Source organism: Vulcaniibacterium thermophilum (assembly GCF_007923255.1).
GTDB lineage: Bacteria > Pseudomonadota > Gammaproteobacteria > Xanthomonadales > Xanthomonadaceae > Lysobacter_F > Lysobacter_F thermophilum.
Genome location: NZ_VOHJ01000027.1, coordinates 1 through 17201, shown reverse-complemented (window position 1 = coordinate 17201; position 17201 = coordinate 1). Strand labels below are relative to the sequence as shown.

General features: G+C 71.5%; 14 protein-coding genes. 4 read left to right on the top strand and 10 right to left on the bottom strand.

Annotation, left to right across the window (positions count from 1 at the left end; genetic code table 11):
• Window positions 1-164 precede the first annotated feature (164 nt).
• Together FQY64_RS14960 and FQY64_RS10920 are read left to right on the top strand one after the other, a co-directional pair.
• Window positions 165-1325 (top strand): hypothetical protein, encoded by a 1161-nt coding sequence (locus FQY64_RS14960; protein ID WP_222431782.1) that lies wholly within the window; start codon window positions 165-167, stop codon window positions 1323-1325.
• A 10-nt stretch (window positions 1326-1335) separates the two neighbouring features.
• Complete coding sequence (locus FQY64_RS10920; protein ID WP_146474301.1) at window positions 1336-1599, top strand: hypothetical protein; 264 nt, start codon at window positions 1336-1338, stop codon at window positions 1597-1599.
• A 237-nt stretch (window positions 1600-1836) separates the two neighbouring features.
• On the opposite strand, the gene FQY64_RS10915 is transcribed toward FQY64_RS10920, so the two are convergent.
• The 6 genes from FQY64_RS10915 to trxA all read right to left on the bottom strand — a co-directional run bounded on the left by FQY64_RS10915 (window position 1837) and on the right by trxA (window position 8938).
• A complete protein-coding gene (locus FQY64_RS10915; protein WP_186760941.1) occupies window positions 1837-3675 on the bottom strand; it encodes a DUF885 domain-containing protein in 1839 nt (612 codons plus the stop codon).
• Between the two features lie 167 nt (window positions 3676-3842).
• Complete coding sequence (locus tag FQY64_RS10905) at window positions 3843-4610, bottom strand: queuosine precursor transporter (protein ID WP_146474299.1); 768 nt, start codon at window positions 4608-4610, stop codon at window positions 3843-3845.
• Window positions 4607-5269 (bottom strand): DUF502 domain-containing protein, encoded by a 663-nt coding sequence (locus FQY64_RS10900; RefSeq protein ID WP_146474298.1) that lies wholly within the window; start codon window positions 5267-5269, stop codon window positions 4607-4609. Before FQY64_RS10900 ends, FQY64_RS10905 begins: the two co-directional genes overlap by 4 nt.
• A gap of 25 nt (window positions 5270-5294) precedes the next feature.
• Window positions 5295-7286 carry a bifunctional serine/threonine-protein kinase/formylglycine-generating enzyme family protein gene (locus FQY64_RS10895; RefSeq protein ID WP_146474297.1) on the bottom strand — a complete coding sequence of 664 codons (1992 nt, stop codon included), beginning with the start codon at window positions 7284-7286 and terminating at the stop codon, window positions 5295-5297.
• 88 nt (window positions 7287-7374) lie between these two features.
• Entirely contained in the window at window positions 7375-7833 is a 459-nt protein-coding gene (locus FQY64_RS10890; protein ID WP_146474296.1) for a DUF4442 domain-containing protein, read from the bottom strand.
• Between the two features lie 241 nt (window positions 7834-8074).
• Entirely contained in the window at window positions 8075-8938 is an 864-nt protein-coding gene (gene trxA / locus FQY64_RS10885; RefSeq protein ID WP_146474295.1) for a thioredoxin, read from the bottom strand.
• 94 nt (window positions 8939-9032) lie between these two features.
• Here trxA and FQY64_RS10880 point away from each other — a divergent pair, with 94 nt between their 5' ends.
• Complete coding sequence (locus FQY64_RS10880) at window positions 9033-9662, top strand: DUF998 domain-containing protein (protein ID WP_229814867.1); 630 nt, start codon at window positions 9033-9035, stop codon at window positions 9660-9662.
• Here the strand turns inward: FQY64_RS10880 and FQY64_RS10875 are convergent.
• The 3 genes from FQY64_RS10875 to FQY64_RS10865 are packed head-to-tail and all read right to left on the bottom strand — an operon-like array spanning window position 9610 to window position 12181.
• The gene (locus tag FQY64_RS10875; RefSeq protein WP_146474293.1) at window positions 9610-9861 is read right to left on the bottom strand and encodes a SemiSWEET transporter; all 252 of its coding nucleotides are present in this window, start codon (window positions 9859-9861) and stop codon (window positions 9610-9612) included. The two genes, FQY64_RS10880 and FQY64_RS10875, sit on opposite strands and share 53 nt — an antisense overlap.
• Window positions 9858-10895, bottom strand: a complete 1038-nt coding sequence (locus FQY64_RS10870; RefSeq protein WP_146474292.1) for a DUF1176 domain-containing protein — start codon at window positions 10893-10895, stop codon at window positions 9858-9860. The genes FQY64_RS10875 and FQY64_RS10870 overlap by 4 nt, the downstream gene beginning before the upstream one ends.
• Complete coding sequence (locus FQY64_RS10865) at window positions 10892-12181, bottom strand: metal-dependent hydrolase family protein (protein ID WP_229814868.1); 1290 nt, start codon at window positions 12179-12181, stop codon at window positions 10892-10894. Before FQY64_RS10865 ends, FQY64_RS10870 begins: the two co-directional genes overlap by 4 nt.
• 186 nt (window positions 12182-12367) lie before the next feature.
• On the opposite strand from FQY64_RS10865, the gene leuS reads away from it, so the two are divergent.
• Window positions 12368-15109, top strand: a complete 2742-nt coding sequence (gene leuS, locus FQY64_RS10860) for a leucine--tRNA ligase (RefSeq protein WP_146474291.1) — start codon at window positions 12368-12370, stop codon at window positions 15107-15109.
• A gap of 482 nt (window positions 15110-15591) precedes the next feature.
• Here leuS and FQY64_RS10855 read toward each other — a convergent pair.
• A partial coding sequence (locus FQY64_RS10855; protein WP_146474290.1) for an alkaline phosphatase occupies window positions 15592-17201 on the bottom strand: 1610 nt, incomplete at its 5' end.

Sequence of the window (17201 nt, the reverse complement as noted above, 5' to 3'; positions counted from 1 at the left end):
TCCGCTAACGCATGCGGGGCGCCGGGGTTGACGCAGCGGCGTCGAGCGCGCGTGAGCGATGACGCACCCGCCGCTGAAGCGCGACCGCTGCCCTGGGGTCGACCCGGATGGCGGTTCCCGACGTCGCCGCTTACGGTCGTCGCCGTTGCAAGGGAGGCGAAGCGATGGGCATCGACGTACTGGGCGCGCTGGATTCCGCGCGCAACTGGGTCGGCGATCGGCTGGAGGACGCCGATCGCGCCAAGGACTGGGTGGGCGAGCGGATCGAAGGCGCGGTGGACAGCGCCGAGCGTCATGTCGACGGGTTCCGGCGCGATCTGGTCGAGTTCGGCCGCGAGCACGGCGGGAGCGTGGGCGAGGCCGTCGCGCAGCAGGTTTCCAACGGGATCGGCCTCGTCGAAGGCGCGGGATTGGCGTTGTACGAGACCGGCAAGGGCGTGGTGAAGCTGGCCGACGGGGCCAGCGACCTCGTCGATCCGGTCGAGTGGATCGCGCGTCCCGAGCGCAATCTGCAGATGCTGGAGACCGCCGGCCGAACTGCGCAGGTGGTGGTCGAGCTCGGCAGCCCGATCAAGTGGGTGACCGATCCCGAGGGCAACCTGCGTGCGGTGGGCGCGATCTGGGACGGCATCACCGAGGGATATCGCGACGCCGCTGCGGAGGGCGACTGGGCCGAGTTCGCGGGGCGCGCGGTGTTCGACATCGGCACCGCGGTGGTGGGCGTGGGCGCGGCGGCCAAAGGCGGCCGCGTCGCCGACGTCGCCGACGACGTGGCCGATGCCAGCCGCGCCCTCGACGGCGTGGACGATGCTTCGCGTCTGGCCGGCCGCGGCGACGATGTCGTGCGTCTGAGCCAAAGCAGGATCGACGAAATCCTGGCGATCCCCAAGGGCCAGCGGCCCGACCCCGCGAGCTATCTGCCCCCGAGCTACATCGACCAGCACCTTGCGCAGTTCGATGCCGGCGCGACGCGTTTCATGACGCGCGCGAACCTCGACAAGTACGGCATCGGCCAGCGCGACGGCACCTCGTTCGTGATGCCGAAGCACGAGGCCGACGCGCTGTTGGCCCGCACGCAGGGCGATCCGCGCGCGCTGGAGGAGGCGCTGGGGCTGCCCGAGGGCTTCCTCGAGGGCAACGAACTGGTGCGGGTGGACATCCCCGATCCGCGCGAGCTGAACCTGCGTATCCCGTCCGGCAACGAGGCGGGCGCCAACGACCAGTGGATCCCGGGCGGCAAGCTGCCGACCGGCAACTCCGAAGCCGTGATCGATGCCAAGGGCATTCCCGATGACCGCTATTCTGTCAGCCCCGTACAGCCCTGAACGCGCGCCCGTGAAATTCCGCGACGTGTTGGTGTCCCGTGAGGACCGTTTCTCGCTCGGCATCGAGGAGACGAGCGGCCGGTACTACCTGTCGATTCCGGTCAGCAACGGCCTGGTCGATTACGAGGAGTACTACGAGATCGACCCGCTCGCCTTCGAGCGCTATCGCACCGAGCCCAAGGCCGCGCTTCCGTTCGTCGAACGCTGCCGCCGTCGCGAATGCGACGATTTGCTGATCCAGAAGCCCGGGAAAAATCGCGGAACGCCGTTGTGACGCCGGTCGGCGCGGCCGACACGAAGTCGCGTAGGTTGGGCTGAGCGCAGCGAAGCCCAACGCAAAGGTCGCAAGCGGGCGCACGGCGGTGGCCGGGAACGTGTTGGGCTTCGCCTTCGGCTCAGCCCAACCTACGGCCGGATGACGGATCGCGGCGTTCGTCGCGATGACGGGGACGGATCCGGAAAGAAGAAGGGCGGGCCCAAGCCCGCCCTTCTTCGCGACGCGCGCCGGAGCTCAGCCCTTCCTCGCGGCGATCCAGCGCTTGATCTTGGCTTCCAGCACGTCCAGCGGCACCGCGCCGTCCCTCAGCACTTCGGCGTGGAATTCGCGGATGTCGAACTTCGGGCCGAGCTCTTTCTCGGCCAGCGCGCGCAGCTCCTTGATCTTCAGCTCGCCGATCTTGTAGGCCAGCGCCTGGCCGGGCCAGGCGATGTAGCGCTCGGCCTCGGCGGTGGACTGCGTTTCGCTTTCCGCCGAGTTCTCGAGCATGTACCGGATCACCTGCTCGCGGCTCCAGCCCTTGCTGTGCAGGCCGGTATCGACGACCAGGCGGATCGCGCGCCACAGCTCGTTCTGCAGGTAGCCGAAGTAGTTGTAGGGATCGGTGTAGACGCCCAGGTCCTTGCCGAGCGATTCGGCGTACAGGCCCCAGCCTTCGATGAAGGCGGTTTCGCCGCCGAAGCGGCGGAACTTCGGCAGCCCGGTCAGTTCCTGCTGCAGCGCGATCTGGAAGTGGTGGCCCGGAATGGCTTCGTGGAGGTAGAGATCTTCCGCGTCCCAGGTCTTGCGCGAGGGCAGATCGTAGGTGTTGACGTAGAAGATGCCCGGCCGCGAACCGTCCTCGCTCGGCCCTTGGTACGACCCGCCCGCCGCCGACTTGGCGCGATACGGCTCCACCGGCCGGATCTCGAAGCCGGCCTTGGGGATCAGCGAGAACAGCGCCGGCACCTTCTGGTTGATCTTCGCTTCCAGCCCGCGGTAATGCGCCAGCAGCGCCTCCTCGCTCTTGTAGGTGAAGCGCGGGTCGGTGCGCATGAACTGGAAGAAGTCCTGCAGCGAGCCCTTGAAGCCCACCTGCTCCATGATCTTGCGGATCTCGCCGTGGATGCGCGCGACTTCCTTCAGGCCGATGTCGTGGATCTGCGCCGGCGTCAGGTCGGTGGTGGTGGCGCTGCGCGCGTTGAACGCGTACCACGCCTGGCCGTCCGGCAGCTTGTCCAGGCCCACGGTGCTGCGCGTGGCCGGCAGGTATTCGTCGGCGATGAACGCGCGCAGCTTGCGGAACGAGGGGATGATGCGCTCGCCGATCATCTGCCGGTACGCGGCGGTGAGGCGCTCGCGGTCGGCCTGCGGGATGTCCTTCGGCATGTCCGCAATCGGGCCCCAGAACAGCGTCTCCTCGGCCTTGTCCTTGATCAGCGCGTCGAGCTGCGGCACCACCTTCTCCATCAGCGCGCGCGGCTGCACCACGCCGGCCTTCATGCCCTGGCGCATGTTGTCGATCGCGGTATCGATCAGCTCCGGCAGCCGGTTGCCGCGGGCGAGCCAGTTCTCGTAGTCCTTGACCGTCTTGAACGGCTGCGCGCCCTTGCCGGAGCCGAACTGCACCGCGAGCGTGGCGATGTTGCCCATCTGGTTGACCGGCATCATCCAGCCGGGGAAGCGCTCGGCCTCGAGCGAGTTCCTGGCGTCGCGCACGAAGATCTCGTAGCTCAGCAGATCCTGCCCGCTCAGCCCTTCGGGGCCGATGTCCTGGATGGTCTTCAGCCAGCGCTCGGTGAACTGGCGCGACTTCTCGCGGTACTCGGCGCTGTAGAAGTTCGGGAGCTGGTCGTTGTAGCGCGGATCGCCCTGGAAGGTCGCCTGGATCGGGTTGAGCTTCAGCAGCTCTTCCCAGTACTGCTCGTACAGCGCGTTCAGGCGCGCGGCCTTGGCGTTCTGCGTCTGCGCGGCGGCGGGGGCGTCGGCGGCGAAGGCCGGCGCGACGCCGGCGGCGAAGGTCAGGGCAAGCGCGAGGGCAAGCGGTCGCAGGGTCATGGCGGCTCGTGCGTTCGGGCGGGGAACGCCGAGCATGGCGCAGGGCGGGGGCGGCTGCCCCGGTCGGAAGTCACGGGGCGGCGGGGGGGGGGCGGGAATCGGGGAACGGGAAACGGGGAACGGGGAACGGGGAACGGGGAACGGGGAACGGGGAACGGGGAACGGGGAACGGGGAACGGGGAACGGGTTCCGATCCCTTCGCCTTACGCCGCCGCCGCCTGCCTCAGCTCGGCGGCGCGCGGCGCGCCGAGGTAGCGGGTGATCGCCGCGCGCATCAGGTAGATCAGCGGGATCAGCGCCAGCGCGGCGAGCATCTTGTAGAGGTAGTTCACGGTGCTGACCGCGAAGAACAGCGACAGCGGCCACTTCTGCGGCCCGAGCACGAAGGCGATGTAGAGCACGACGAAGCTGTCGACCAGTTGCGACACCGCGGTCGAGCCGGTGGCGCGCAGCCAGACCCACTTCTCGCCGGTGAAGCGGCGGATGCGGTGGAACACGGCGACGTCGATGAGCTGGCCCAGCACGAACGCCACCAGCGAGCCGGCGATCGTCCACAGCCCCTGCCCGAACACGGCGGCGAACGCGGCCTGGTAGTCCACCACGCCCTGCGGCTGGGCTGCCTTCACCCACCATTCCGCCGGCGCCAGCGCGATCGCCGCGAACGCGAACAGGAAGCCGTAGGCGATCAGCACCGCCGCCGTCCACGAGATCATCCGCACGCCGCGCCGGCCGTAGAACTCGTTGACCACGTCGGTCATCAGGAACACCACCGGCCACAGCAACGTGCCGGCGGTGAAGCTGAGCGAGCCGCTCTGGCCGAACAGGTTCCACTGCAGCGGCGCGATGCCGAGCGTGTCTTCCAGCGCGAAGATCTTGACGCCGATGAACTCGGCGAGCACCGCGTTGACGCAGAAGAACGCGGCGAGCGCGACGAACAGGAGCGTGGCGCGGTCGCGCAGCGGGGAGCTCATGAGGCGTTCGGCGGCGAGAACGGAATGGTGTCCGGCGCCACCGCGCCGCCGGAGATGATGAAGCTCATGGCCTGGTCGACCGTCCAGTCGGTCGGCGTGATCTTCTCCACCGGCACGATCTCCAGATAACCCGAGGTCGGATTCGGCGTGGTCGGCACGTACACGGCGGCCAGCTCGCGGCCGGTGTCCTTCTCGCGGATCACGCGGGTGACGAAGCCGATCGACTTCATCTCGGTGTGCGGAAAGTCCACCAGCACCACGCGCTGGGTGCCGTCGGGCTTCTTCTGCAGGATGTCCAGCAGTTGGCGCGCGCTGGTGTAGACGATGTTGGCCAGCGGCACGCGCGCGATCAGCGCCTCGAACCAGCGCAGCAGGCGCTGCCCGACCACCCGGCGCGCCATCACGCCCGACACCAGGATCACGCCGAGCGTGGCCAGCAGGCCGAGCGCGGTCTCCACCCAGGGCTGCGTCACCCAGGCCAGCGCGGGTTGCTGCGCGGCCAGCTTCGCCAGCAGCGGATGCACGACCGGCCGGCCGAGATCCGACAGCAGCACGAACACGAACTTGACCACCACCCAGGTCAGCCACAGCGGCAGCAGGGTGAGCAGGCCGGTGAGCAGCGTGCGCTGGAAACTGTGGCGGGGGCGGGGCGCGGTCATCGCGCCATTCTACGGGCGAGCCGGGTCAGTTCTCGCGCACCAGGCGGAAGCCGACGTCGTCGTAGCCGCGGCCGGCGGCGAGCGTGCGCTCGGAGGCGTTGTTGCGCCACGAGGCCCCCACCGCTTTGCGCTGCGCGCAGTCCTCGCCGCAGTCGCGCAGCCAGAGCGAGATGTCGCGCCCGCTGATCTCCGCCGCGCGCTGCCGCGCCTGCATCGCGCTCGGCAGCCGATAACGGTGGCCGGTCTGCTGGCTGTACCAGGCGGCGTAGGCCTCGGCGTCGGCATACGAGACGCACACGACCGGCTCGTTGTCGCCCTGGCTGAAGCCCGGCGCGCGCCAGTGGCGCGGGGCGACGATGCGCAACAGCGAGGCGCGTTCGCGGCACAGCGCGGCCGGGCGTCCGGTGGCCTCGGCGAAGCGGGCGTACTCGGCGCGCGAGACCGGACGCGGCGCGACCTGGAACCCGCCCGGCTCCGGTCGCGGCGCCGCGCCCTTGTCGGCATTGCGCGCGCGCGTGGCCTGCGCGCTGGCGAGCAGCTTGCGCGTCTGGTCGGGGGACAGGTCGAACTGGCGGGCGAGGGCGCGCACGCGTTCGGGTTCGATGCCGCCGTCGGCCGCGCGTTCGTCGACGTAGGCCTTCACCGCCTTGACGACTTCCGCGCGCAGGCGGCCCTGCGCCGGCGAGTCCATGCTGCCGGTCTGCAGCAGCAGCGTGCGCGCGCTCTCGAAGTACTCCAGCGCGCGGCGGGGGTCGCCTTCCCTGAGCAGGCGCGCGGCCTCGGCCGCGAGCGCGTCGGTGAGGTCGCCGATCAGCGCGTGCACGTCGGGATCGGCGCTGTCCAGATGCCAGGCGGACAGCGTGCTGACGTAGGCGTTGCCGACCACCGGCGTGGTGAGATTGCGCTGCGCCAGATGCTGCCGCGCTTCGGCGATCGCGCGCTTGACCGGCGCCTCCGGCGGCGGGGCGAGCATCGCGTCGATCGGGTCGTCGCTGGGCGGCGGCGCGGTCTCGGCGGTGCCGACGCGCAGGAACTCCTCGCGGTCGCCGGTGTCGATCGCATACCAGGCGATCGCGCCGCCGGCCAGCCACACCGCCACCGCCAGCGCGATCCAGCGCGCACGACCGGGGGCGCCCGCGCGCGGCGCGCGCCGCCACGGCAGCAGGCGCGACCAGCGCCGCCGGCGCTCCACCGCACCCAGTGCGTCGCGCATCTCCGCGGCGTTCTGGAAGCGCTGATCGGGCTCCTTCGCCAGCGCGCGGTTGACGAACGGCTGCCAGTGCGCGAGCTGCGGCGGCAGGCGCGGAATCGGATCGCGCACGTGCTTGACCGCCATCGAGAGCGCGTCCTCGGCCTGGTACGGCAGATGGCCGGTGAGCATCTCGAAGATCAGCACGCCCAGGCTGTACAGATCGGCGCGGCCGTCGACGTCCTCGCCGCGCGCCTGCTCCGGCGCCATGTAGGCCGTGCTGCCGACCGCGAGCCCGGCGGTGGTCACGCGCGCGCCGTAACCGCGACGCAGGGCGATGCCGAAATCGACCAGCAGCGGCTTGCCGCGCTCGTCGAACAACACGTTCTCGGCCTTGACGTCGCGATGGATGACGCCGCGGCCGTGGGCGTACTCGAGGGCGTCGAGCAGGGCGCGGGCGATGGCGATCACCGAGGCTTCGTCGGTGGAGCCCTCGCGCACGAACCGGCGCTGGCCGAGGTGACCGCGCGGCAGGTACGGCATCGAGTAGTACAACTGCCCGTCGCGGGTGCGGCCGACCTCGTAGATGCGGACGATATGCGGATGGTCGAGGCGGGCGATGGTGCGCGCCTCGTTCTCGAACCGGCGCCGGCTGACCTCGTCGGCGAGGGCTTCCGGACGCATGACCTTGACCGCCACCTCGCGGCCCAGCGCGGTCTGCTGCGCCAGGTAGATGGTGGACATGCCGCCCTGGCTCGCCTCGCGCAGCAGGCGGTAGCCGGGAATCTCGGGCAGGCCTTCGGCGTGCTCGCCGTCACGTTCGGTCATCGGCTCAACCGTTCCCCCCTCAGCGAGGGGCCAGCATACGCGAGCCTGTCGGGGTTGGAAGCGAAGACGGAAAAGGGTGAACGGCGTCTCAGTCCCGCTTCCGCCGCACGTAGAGCTGCTTGCGGACCCGGCAGACCACCTCGCCCGCGGCGTCCACCACCTCGGTGTGGAACCAGCGCAGCACCTTGCCGCCGTCTCCGGTGGCCCGACGCAGCTCCTCCACCACCGCGTCCTCGAGCACGAACTCGGCGCGCACGGTGCCGCGCCCCGGCTTGACGAAGTCGATCTCGCCGGCCTTGTCCCAGACGATGAAGCCGCGGCCGAGGCGGTGGATCGCCAGCAGCATCCACATCGGATCGGTCATCGCGAACAGGCTGCCGCCGAAATGGGTGCCGACGTAGTTGCGGTTCCACGGCCGCATGCGCAGCTCCACGCACGCGCGGCGCCAGTCGTGCGACAGCGCGGTCACGCGGATGCCGGCGAACAGGAACGGCGGCCAGAGATTGAGGACGTGGCGGAGCAGGCGCGGGGACAGCGAAGGCCGCATCGGAGCCGGGTGCAGCGGAGGGGCGCACAGGCTGCCATACGGGGGCGTACTGCGGAAGCGGGCGAATGGGGCGTCGCGCCACTTCGCGCGTCATCCGGCGAAACCGGGACGCCGGTTATGTCTGCCACGCCCGCGCTCGTCATCCCGGCGAAAGCCGGGAGCCATTGCGTCCGGGCGGCCGGAAAAGCGGGCCCCGCATGCGCCGGGGCGACGGGGGGCGCAAAGAGGGCCGCAAGCGCCGTCAGAACAGCACGGCGGACATCTTGCGGCGGTAGGCGCCGACCAGGTCCTCGTCCTCGACCACACGGAACGCGTCGATCAGCGCCTTGCGCGGCAGGCCGTCCTCGAAGTTGCGGTCGCGCCGCAGCATCTCCAGGAACTGCTCGAGCGCGCCCTCGGACTGGCCGGCGACCAGCAGATGGGCGCCCAGCAGGTGGCGCGCGCGCAGGTCGTCCGGGTTGGCCCGGATCGCCGCCTCCAGCACCTGCGGCGGCGGCGCGTCCTTCAGCAGCGCGGCGAAACCGAGGCGGGCGCGGGCGCGCAGGGCGCGGTCGTCGTGCGCCAGGTTGGCGGGCAGCGCGTCGAGCAGGTGCTCGGCCTCCTGTGCGGCGCCGATGCGCAGCAGGGCCAGCGCGAGGTCGAGCTTGAGCTCGTCCTTGTCCGGATTGGCGGCGACCTCGGCCCGCAACCGCATCACCTCCACATGCGGATCGCGCGGCGGCTCGGGCGTTTCCTCGGCCGGGGCCGCTTCCGCCGGCACGATGCCGTGGTGCTGCAGGAACTGGCGCAACTGGCCTTCGGGCAGCGCGCCGGGGAAGCCGTCCACGAGCTGGCCGTTCCTGATCAGGTACACGGTCGGGATCGAACGCACCTGGAAGGCCGCAGCGAGCTGCGGCTCGCGGTCGACGTCGACCTTGGCCAGCAGGAACGCGCCGTTGTACTCGCCGGCCAGCTTCTCGAGGATCGGCCCCAGCGTCTTGCACGGCCCGCACCACGCGGCCCAGAAGTCGATCAGCACCGGCGTTTCGAGCGAGCGCTGCAGCACCTCGCTCTCGAAGGTGTCGGCGGTGACGTCGAGGACGTGCGGGCTGGCGGTGGCGGTCATGCGAAAGCTCGTCGGAAGGATGCGGCGGAGATGAGGGCGCGGCCGTGCGCTTCAAGCCGGCGGCGGCGTCGCACGCTAGCATGCCGCGATGCCCGTGAACCGCGCTTCCCCGTCCCCGTGGCCGAGCCTGGCCGCCGTCCTCGCCGTCTTGCTGTGCGTAGGCGCCGCGCTCGCGTTCGCGCCGTGGCTCGACGGCTATTCGCACGCGCGGCACCCGCTCGCGCTGCTCGGCGCGCATGGCGTGCCGCACGCGACGGCGTTCGCCGCGCTCGCCTACGTGCTGCCCGGGCTGCTGGACGCGTGGGTGGCGGTGCAGGCGCGCGGCCGGCTGCCCGACACGGGCGGCTTCGGCGCGCGGCTCGGGGTGTGGATGCTGGCGATCTCGGCGCTGGCGTTCGCGCTGCAGGGTCTGCTGCCGCTGGACGCACGCGATCTCGACGGGCCGGCCAGCCGCCTGCACGCGGCGGCGTGGACGCTGTGGTGGGTCGCGTTCGTGCCGGGGGCGGCGCTGCTGGCGTGGGGGCAGGCGCGCGCGTCGATGCGCAGCGCGCCGTGGTTCGCGGGCGCGGCGTTGCTGGTGCTGCTGCTGGCCGCGCTGCCGCAGCCGCTGCTGCCGGCGGCGATCGCGCAGCGTGTTGCGCTGGCGGCGTGGCTAGCGAGCTACCTCGTCCTCAGCCGTGGCGCAGCTTCATCAGCAGGATCGCCGCCGCCAGCAGGAAGGTGATGACGTTGGCGACGATCATCGGCCACGAGCCGAGCAGGATGCCGTACACCAGCCAGCAGGCGACGCCGGCGGTGAACACCACGTACATCGACAGCGAGAGCCCGCGCGTGTCCTTGCTGCGGATGGTCTTGGCCGCCTGCGGCACGAACGCCACCGTGGTCAGCAGCGCGGCCACGTAGCCGATCCAGTCGGCGCTCATCGGTCCGCCTCCCGCACCGCGTCGGCGCGCCACAGCAGCGGGAAGTCGCCCGGCTCGCCGCCCTGGCAGCGGTCCAGGCGCGTGTGCGCGACGAGCTGGAACTCGCGGCCGTCGTAGACCCACTCGTGCGTCTCGCCGCAGTCGTACAGGCCGCGGCCCTTCGAGTACGCGTGCAGCGAGGCCGTGGCCGGATCGAACGCCGCGTTGAGCACGGCCGAAGCCGCCTCGCGTTCGCCCTTCACCGGATCGAGCACCAGCCGCACCGGCGCCGCCCGCTCCGGCGCGCGTCGCGGGCCGCGCAGCACGAGCGCGCTGGTCTGGTAGGCGTACAGCTCGCAGGGCAGGAGCACGAGCACCTCGTCCTCGTCGAGCGCGTACATCTCCTCGAGCCCCGGCGCGCCGGCGCAGCCCTCGCGCAGCGGGGCGGGCAGGCGACCCAGGTAGCGCGCGGTGTCCTCCGCATCCGGCTGCGCGCCGTGCCACGGGCGTGCGACCACCTGCGGCGGGCGGCGCGGCGGCGGCACCGCAGACCCGTCGCGCGTGCCGCGTGCGATCAGCGCCTCCGCGGTGCCGACGCGCCCCTGCGCATCGTCCAGGAACAGCAGCGCCGCGTTGAAGCCTTCCAGCGAGCCCGTCGCGCCGTCCGCATCGACCGCGCGCGCCCGCCGCGCCGCATCGACGAACGCCCGCACCGCACGCGGGCGGTCGGTGCGCAGCGTGTCGCCGTCGACGCGCCAGTCGCGCGGATCGAGCGGAAGTGCGGCGCCGCCGAAGCGCAGCGCCCGGGGCGCGCGCCGCGCAAGTCCGCGGATCGCCAGCGTCGGCGCGGCGCCCGCGCCGGCCTCCCGGTGCAGCGAGACGCGCAGGGCCTCGGCGGCATCCGACCCGCCGCGCGCCTCGCAGGCGCCGGTGTTGTCGCACGCGACCACCCAGTCCCCGAACGCCCGATAGGCGGGCCACGCCGGCTTCGCCGTGCCGGCTGCGGCGGGGAGAGCGGAAAAAGCGAGCAATGCGGAGACGATCAGCGTCCTCATGGCTGCCGGTAGATCACGCCGTCCTTCATCACGAATCCGACCTTCAGCACCACGCCGATGTCCTGCAGCGGATCGCCCGGCACGGCCACCACGTCGGCGCGCTTGCCGGGTTCGATCGCGCCGATGTCGTCCACGCCCAGCGCCTCGGCCGCGTGCACGGTGGCCGCGCGCAGCGCTTCGGCGGGCGGCATGCCGGCTTCGACCATGTACAGGAACTCGCGCGCGTTGTCGCCGTGAGGTCCCACGCCCATGTCGGTGCCGAACGCGATCCTCACGCCGGCCTTGTAGGCGCGCGCGAACGTCTGCTGGATCTGCGCGCCCACGCGCTGCGCCTTCGGCCGCACGATCTCCGGGAAGTAGCCGGGTTCGGCCGCCTTGGCGGCGACGAAGCGGCCGGCGTAGATGGTCGGCACGTACCAGGTGCCCTTCTGCTTCATCAGCGTCATCACCTCGTCCGACATGTAGGTGCCGTGCTCGATGGTGGTCACGCCGCCGAGCACCGCGCGCTTCATGCCCTCGGTGCCGTGCGCGTGCGCGGCCACGCGATAGCCGTAGTCGCGCGCCGTCTCCACGATCGCGCGCACCTCCTCGACGGTGAACTGCGGCGCGTCGGCCGATTTCGCGTACGACAGCACGCCCCCGGTCGCGGTGATCTTGATCAGATCGCTGCCTTCCTTGTACCGCTGGCGCACCGCCTGGCGCGCTTCCTGCGGCGAATTGATGACGCCCTGGGTGGGGCCGGGCGGGCCGATCAGGTGCGAGAGCGTGGTGTTGTAGCCGTTGGTCGGATCGGCATGGCCGCCGGTGGTGGCGATCGACTTGCCGGCGGCGTAGATGCGCGGCCCCTTCAGCAGCCCTTGGTCGATCGCATCGCGCAGATGCGGGGCGATTTCGCCGCCGAGGTCGCGCACGGTGGTGAAGCCCGCCATCAGCGTCTTCTCGGCGAAGCCGACCGAGCGGAACGCGAAGTCGATCGGGTCGAGGCGGAACTCTTCCTCGTAGCTGTCGGGGCTGGACTGATCGCCCAGGTGCACGTGCATGTCGATCCAGCCCGGGGTGCAGGTGTGTCCGGCCAGATCCACCGTGCGCGCGCCGGCCACCGCGGCGCGACCGGGCAGCACGTCGGCGATGCGGCCCTCGCGCACCACCACCGTGCGCGCGTCGAGCAGCTTGCCGCTGCGCGCATCGAACAGGCGCTCGCAGTGCAGGGCGACCGGCTCGACGGCCGCGGCGGCGAGCGGCAGGAGGGCGAGGGCGAGCACCAGAGGACGCATCGTGGGGTGCATGGGAGGTCTCCTGGAAACGAGGGGCGATTGAAGCACGCCCGGCGTGCCCGCCGCCTGTGCGGGCAGGCCCGGCGCCCGCGCGCGGCCGTGGCTCCGGCGGCGCGCGCGGACGGCGTCGGCGCAGCGTGACGGGCTTTGCTGCGCTGCGGTAGGCTTCGGGTCTTTCCCCCTCGCAGTCCGCCCGCCGTGTCCGCCGAAGCCGACGTCCGTCCGTACGACCCCCAGGCCATCGAAGCCGCCGCCCAACGCTTCTGGGAGGGCACCCGCGCCTTCGAGGTCAAGGAGGACGCATCCAGGCCCAAGTACTACTGCCTGTCGATGCTGCCGTACCCGTCCGGCGCGCTGCACATGGGCCACGTGCGCAACTACACCATCGGCGACGTGATCAGCCGCTACAAGCGCATGTGCGGCTACAACGTGCTGCAGCCGATGGGCTGGGACGCGTTCGGCCTGCCGGCCGAGAACGCCGCGATCAAGAACCGCACCGCGCCGGCGAAGTGGACCTACGCCAACATCGAACACATGAAGGCGCAGCTCCGGCAGATGGGCTACGCCATCGACTGGTCGCGCGAATTCGCCACCTGCCGGCCCGACTACTACGTGCACGAGCAGCGCATGTTCGTGCGGCTGATGAAGAAGGGCCTGGCCTACCGCAAGAACGCGGTGGTGAACTGGGACCCGGTCGACCAGACCGTGCTCGCCAACGAGCAGGTGATCGACGGCCGCGGCTGGCGCACCGGCGCGCTGGTGGAGAAGCGCGAGATCCCCCAGTGGTTCCTGAAGATCACCGCCTACGCGCAGGAGCTGCTCGACGAGCTCGACCGCCTGCCGGGTTGGCCGGAAGCGGTCAAGACCATGCAGCGCAACTGGATCGGCCGCAGCGAGGGGCTGGAGATCCGCTTCGACGTGCACGACGCCGACGGCCGCGCGCTGCCGCCGCTGAGCGTGTTCACCACCCGCCCGGACACGCTGATGGGCGTCACGTTCGTCTCCATCGCAGGCGAACACCCGCTCGCCAGGCACGCGGCCGGGTCCGATCCGGACCTCGCCGCGTTCCTCGACGAGCTGCGCCACGGCGGCGTCTCCGAGGCCGAGATGGAGACGCAGGAGAAGCGCGGCATGGATACCGGCCTGCGCGCGGTGCACCCGCTCACGGGCGAGGACGTGCCGGTGTACGTGGCCAACTTCGTGCTGATGAACTACGGCACCGGCGCCGTCATGGGCGTGCCCGGCCACGACGAGCGCGACTGGCAGTTCGCGAAGAAGTACGGCCTGCCGATCCGCATGGTGGTGGTGCCGACCGAAGTGCGCGATGCGCTGGCCGAGATCGGCCAGGATCTCGCGCAGCACGCCGATCCCATGAGCAGCGCGCTCGGCGAGCACCCGGCCACCGACAGCTACGACACCCGCGCGGCGGTGCAGGTGGTGGAGGACTTCGAGCGCCGCATCCGCGAGGAGGGCGCCTACACCGAGCGCGGCTGGCTGGTGAACTCCGGCGAGCTGGACGGCATGGACTACGCGCAGGCGTTCGAGGCGCTCGCCGCGCGCTTCGAGGCCGAAGGCCGCGGCCAGCGCCGCGTCAATTTCCGCCTGCGCGACTGGGGCGTCAGCCGCCAGCGCTACTGGGGCTGCCCGATCCCGGTGATCCTCTGTCCCAGGTGCGGCGACGTGCCGGTGCCGGAAGACCAGTTGCCGGTGGTGCTGCCCGAGGACGTCGCGTTCTCCGGCGTGCGCTCGCCGATCAAGGAAGATCCGGAGTGGCGCCGCACCACCTGCCCGCAGTGCGGCGGCGCGGCCGAGCGCGAGACCGACACCTTCGACACCTTCATGGAGTCGAGCTGGTACTACGCGCGCTACACCTCGCCCGGCGCGGCCGACATGATCGATGCGCGCGCCAACTACTGGCTGCCGGTCGACCAGTACATCGGCGGCATCGAGCACGCGATCCTGCATCTGCTGTATTTCCGCTTCTATCACAAGCTGCTGCGCGACGCCGGACTGGTGGCATCCGACGAGCCGGCCACGCACCTGCTGTGCCAGGGCATGGTGATCGCCGAGACGTTCTATCGCGACAGCGCGGACGGCTCGAAGGAGTGGATCAATCCGGCGGATGTCGAGATCGAACGCGACGAGCGTGGCCGCATCGTCGGCGCGGTATCCAAGCTCGACGGCCTGCCGGTGCAGATCGGCGGCACCGAGAAGATGTCGAAGTCGAAGAACAACGGCGTCGATCCGCAGTTGATGGTCGCGCGCTACGGCGCCGACACCGTGCGCCTGTTCTCGATGTTCGCCGCGCCGCCGGAGCAGTCGCTGGAGTGGCACGAGGCCGGCGTCGAGGGCATGGCGCGCTTCCTGCGCCGGTTCTGGCGCGAGGTGGTGACGCACGCTTCGCAGCCCGACCATCCGGTGGTCGATCCGGCCGCGCTGACGCCCGCGCAGAAGGCGCTGCGCCGCCAGTTGCACGAGACCATCCAGAAGGTCGGCGACGACTACGGCCGCCGCCACAGCTTCAACACCGCGATCGCCGCGCTGATGGAGCTGCTGAACGCGGTGTCGAAGTTCGACGACATGAGCGACCAGGGCCGCGCGGTGCGCCACGAGGCGCTGGAGGCGATGGTGCTGCTGCTCAATCCGGTCACGCCGCACGTCTGCCACGCGCTGTGGCAGGTGCTGGGCCATCCGGAGACGCTGCTCGAGGACGTGCCCTTCCCGCAGCCCGACCCGGCCGCGCTGGTGCGCGAGGCCGTCACCCTCGCGGTGCAGGTGAACGGCAAGCTGCGCGGCACGATCGAGGTGCCGGTGAACGCCCCGCGCGAGGAGATCGAGCGCCTGGCGCAGGCGGAGCCGAACGTGGCCAAGTTCATCGACGGCCATCCGGTCCGCAAGGTCATCGTGGTGCCCGGCAAGATCGTCAACATCGTGCTGTGACGCCCTCGGCGGGCAGGAGCGGCTTCAGCCGCGACCAGCGCCGACGGCGCCTCCGATGCATTCGCCGGCGCGCCCCCTCACCCCAACCCTCTCCCCCGCGATGCGGGGGAGAGGGTCGTTCGCCGACGGTCAGACACTTGCCGTCGAGCTCTCCCCCGCGATGCGGGGGAGAGGGGGTAGGGAGGCAGGCGCGCTCCGCGGCGCCGCGAGCGCGACTCCGCGCATGCCAGCCTCTGTAGGAGCGGCTCAGCCGCGACCGAACGGGCTGCGCATCCGCGTGCATTCGCGCCACCGGCGCGCCTCCCTCACCCAACCCTCGCCCCTGCGTTGCGGGGGAAAGGGTGTGTATCAGCACCGGTACCGGATCGATGTGCGCCGCCCTCCTGCTGCGGGGAGTGGGGGAAGGGCATCGCTGCGACACAGTGCAGGGGGGCTCTCCCGCACCGCGCCGGACAGGCTCATGAAGCGCACGCGCTATGCGTTCAGCGCGGCGGGCGGACCAACGCCCCGGGGGCGAGCGGCGTCACCGGCACGCCGGCGTCGTCGCAGCCGCCGTGGCGGCACCAGGCGCGGCGCAGCGCGGGTGTGGCCTGCAGCATGAGGTGGAAGATCGCGTTCTGCTCGATGCTGCCGCGCACGGCGTCGCTGCCGGGCCCGAGCGCCCACACGCCGACGTCGTCGCCGCCGTGGCTTTCGCTGCCCAGCGGCATCAGCGCTTCCTGCAGATGGTCGGGATGCTCGGTATCGACCTCGGCCAGATCCGGCCGGCCGGACGCGGCCTGCACGCCGCTGACGAAATGCGGGAAACGCTTCGGCCCTTCCGGCTGCTGGTCGCTGGCGCCCGCGTAGCCGGGGCCGTTGGCGTAGGCGAGGGTGGTGTACGGCAGGCCGAGCGCGTCGCGGGCGAGCTCGTCGGCGCCGCCGTCCTCGCCGCTGCGGCCGCGCACTTTGCCGAGGATCGGGTTGCCGCGCGCCGGGTAGCCCGCGAAGCTCAGCGTGTGCGAGTGATCGGCGGTGACGAGGATCAGCGTGTCCTCCGGCGAGGTCGCCTCGACCGCCGCACGCACCGCGTCGCTGAGCGCGATCGTGTCGGTGAGCGCGCGGTAGGCGTTGCCGTAATGGTGGGCGTGGTCGATGCGGCCGCCTTCGACCAGCAGCAGGTAGCCGTCCGGATCGCGCGCGAGCCGCGCGATCGCCGCGCGCGTCATCTCGGCCAGCGACGGTTCGCCGCCTGCGTCGCCCGCGCGGTCGTGCTCGAACTGCATGTGATCGTACTCGAACAGGCCCAGCAGCGGCGCATCCGCGGGCGCCTGCGCGAGCTGGCGCGCGTTCCACACGAACGCGCCGGACGGGCGCCTGCGTTGCCACTCGGCGATCAGGTCGCGGCCGTCCAGCCGCGCGCCGACCTTGCCGGCGTGTTCGGGGTCGGGCGAGGACGCGGGCAGGAAGTTGCCGCGTCCGCCGCCCATCAGCACCTCGGGGCCGTCGCCGTACGGCGTTTCGACCATCTGCCGCGCGATGTCCACGCAACCGGCCGTGCGCGCGGCTTGCGGCAGTTCGGTGTCGTTCTCCCAGTGGCGGCTGGGGGAATGCGCGAAGGCGGCGGCCGGCGTGGCGTGGGTGATGCGGGTGGTGGTGACCACGCCGGTGGCGAGGCCGGCCGCTTCCGCCAGCTCCCACAGCGTCGGCACGCGCGCCCGCAGCGCCGCCGCGCAGTCGCCGCGCGCGGCCTCGGGCGCGATCGACAGCACGCCGGAGCGCGTCTTGATGCCGGTGGCCATCGCCGACATCGTGCCGGCCGAATCCGGTGTCTGCGCGTCGGTGTTGTAGGTGCGGCTGAGCGCGGTGTGCGGGAAATGCTCCCAGGCGAGCCGGTTCTCCTCGCCCGGCGCGCCGCGCCGCTGGCCTTCGAGGATGCGCGCGGCGGCGACGGTGGTGAGACTCATGCCGTCGCCGACGAACAGGATCACGTTCTTCGCGCGGCCGCGCGCGGCGCCGCGCTCGGCGGCCTGCGCGGCGCCGGCGCGGAACCACCACGCGGCCGTCTCGCCGTCGGGGCGGGCGATGGCCGGCACCGCGGGCACGCGCGGCC

Excerpts from the sequence above, each read along its gene's own strand:
- FQY64_RS10905 (WP_146474299.1), bottom strand. The coding sequence starts at position 4,610 with ATGAGCTCCCCGCTGCGCGACCGCGCCACGCTCCTGTTCGTCGCGCTC.
- FQY64_RS10900 (WP_146474298.1), bottom strand. The coding sequence starts at position 5,269 with ATGACCGCGCCCCGCCCCCGCCACAGTTTCCAGCGCACGCTGCTCACC.
- FQY64_RS14960 (WP_222431782.1), top strand. The coding sequence starts at position 165 with ATGGGCATCGACGTACTGGGCGCGCTGGATTCCGCGCGCAACTGGGTC.
- FQY64_RS10865 (WP_229814868.1), bottom strand. The coding sequence starts at position 12,181 with ATGCACCCCACGATGCGTCCTCTGGTGCTCGCCCTCGCCCTCCTGCCG.
- FQY64_RS10890 (WP_146474296.1), bottom strand. The coding sequence starts at position 7,833 with ATGCGGCCTTCGCTGTCCCCGCGCCTGCTCCGCCACGTCCTCAATCTC.
- trxA (WP_146474295.1), bottom strand. The coding sequence starts at position 8,938 with ATGACCGCCACCGCCAGCCCGCACGTCCTCGACGTCACCGCCGACACC.
- FQY64_RS10915 (WP_186760941.1), bottom strand. The coding sequence starts at position 3,675 with ATGCTCGGCGTTCCCCGCCCGAACGCACGAGCCGCCATGACCCTGCGA.
- FQY64_RS10895 (WP_146474297.1), bottom strand. The coding sequence starts at position 7,286 with ATGACCGAACGTGACGGCGAGCACGCCGAAGGCCTGCCCGAGATTCCC.
- FQY64_RS10875 (WP_146474293.1), bottom strand. The coding sequence starts at position 9,861 with ATGAGCGCCGACTGGATCGGCTACGTGGCCGCGCTGCTGACCACGGTG.
- FQY64_RS10870 (WP_146474292.1), bottom strand. The coding sequence starts at position 10,895 with ATGAGGACGCTGATCGTCTCCGCATTGCTCGCTTTTTCCGCTCTCCCC.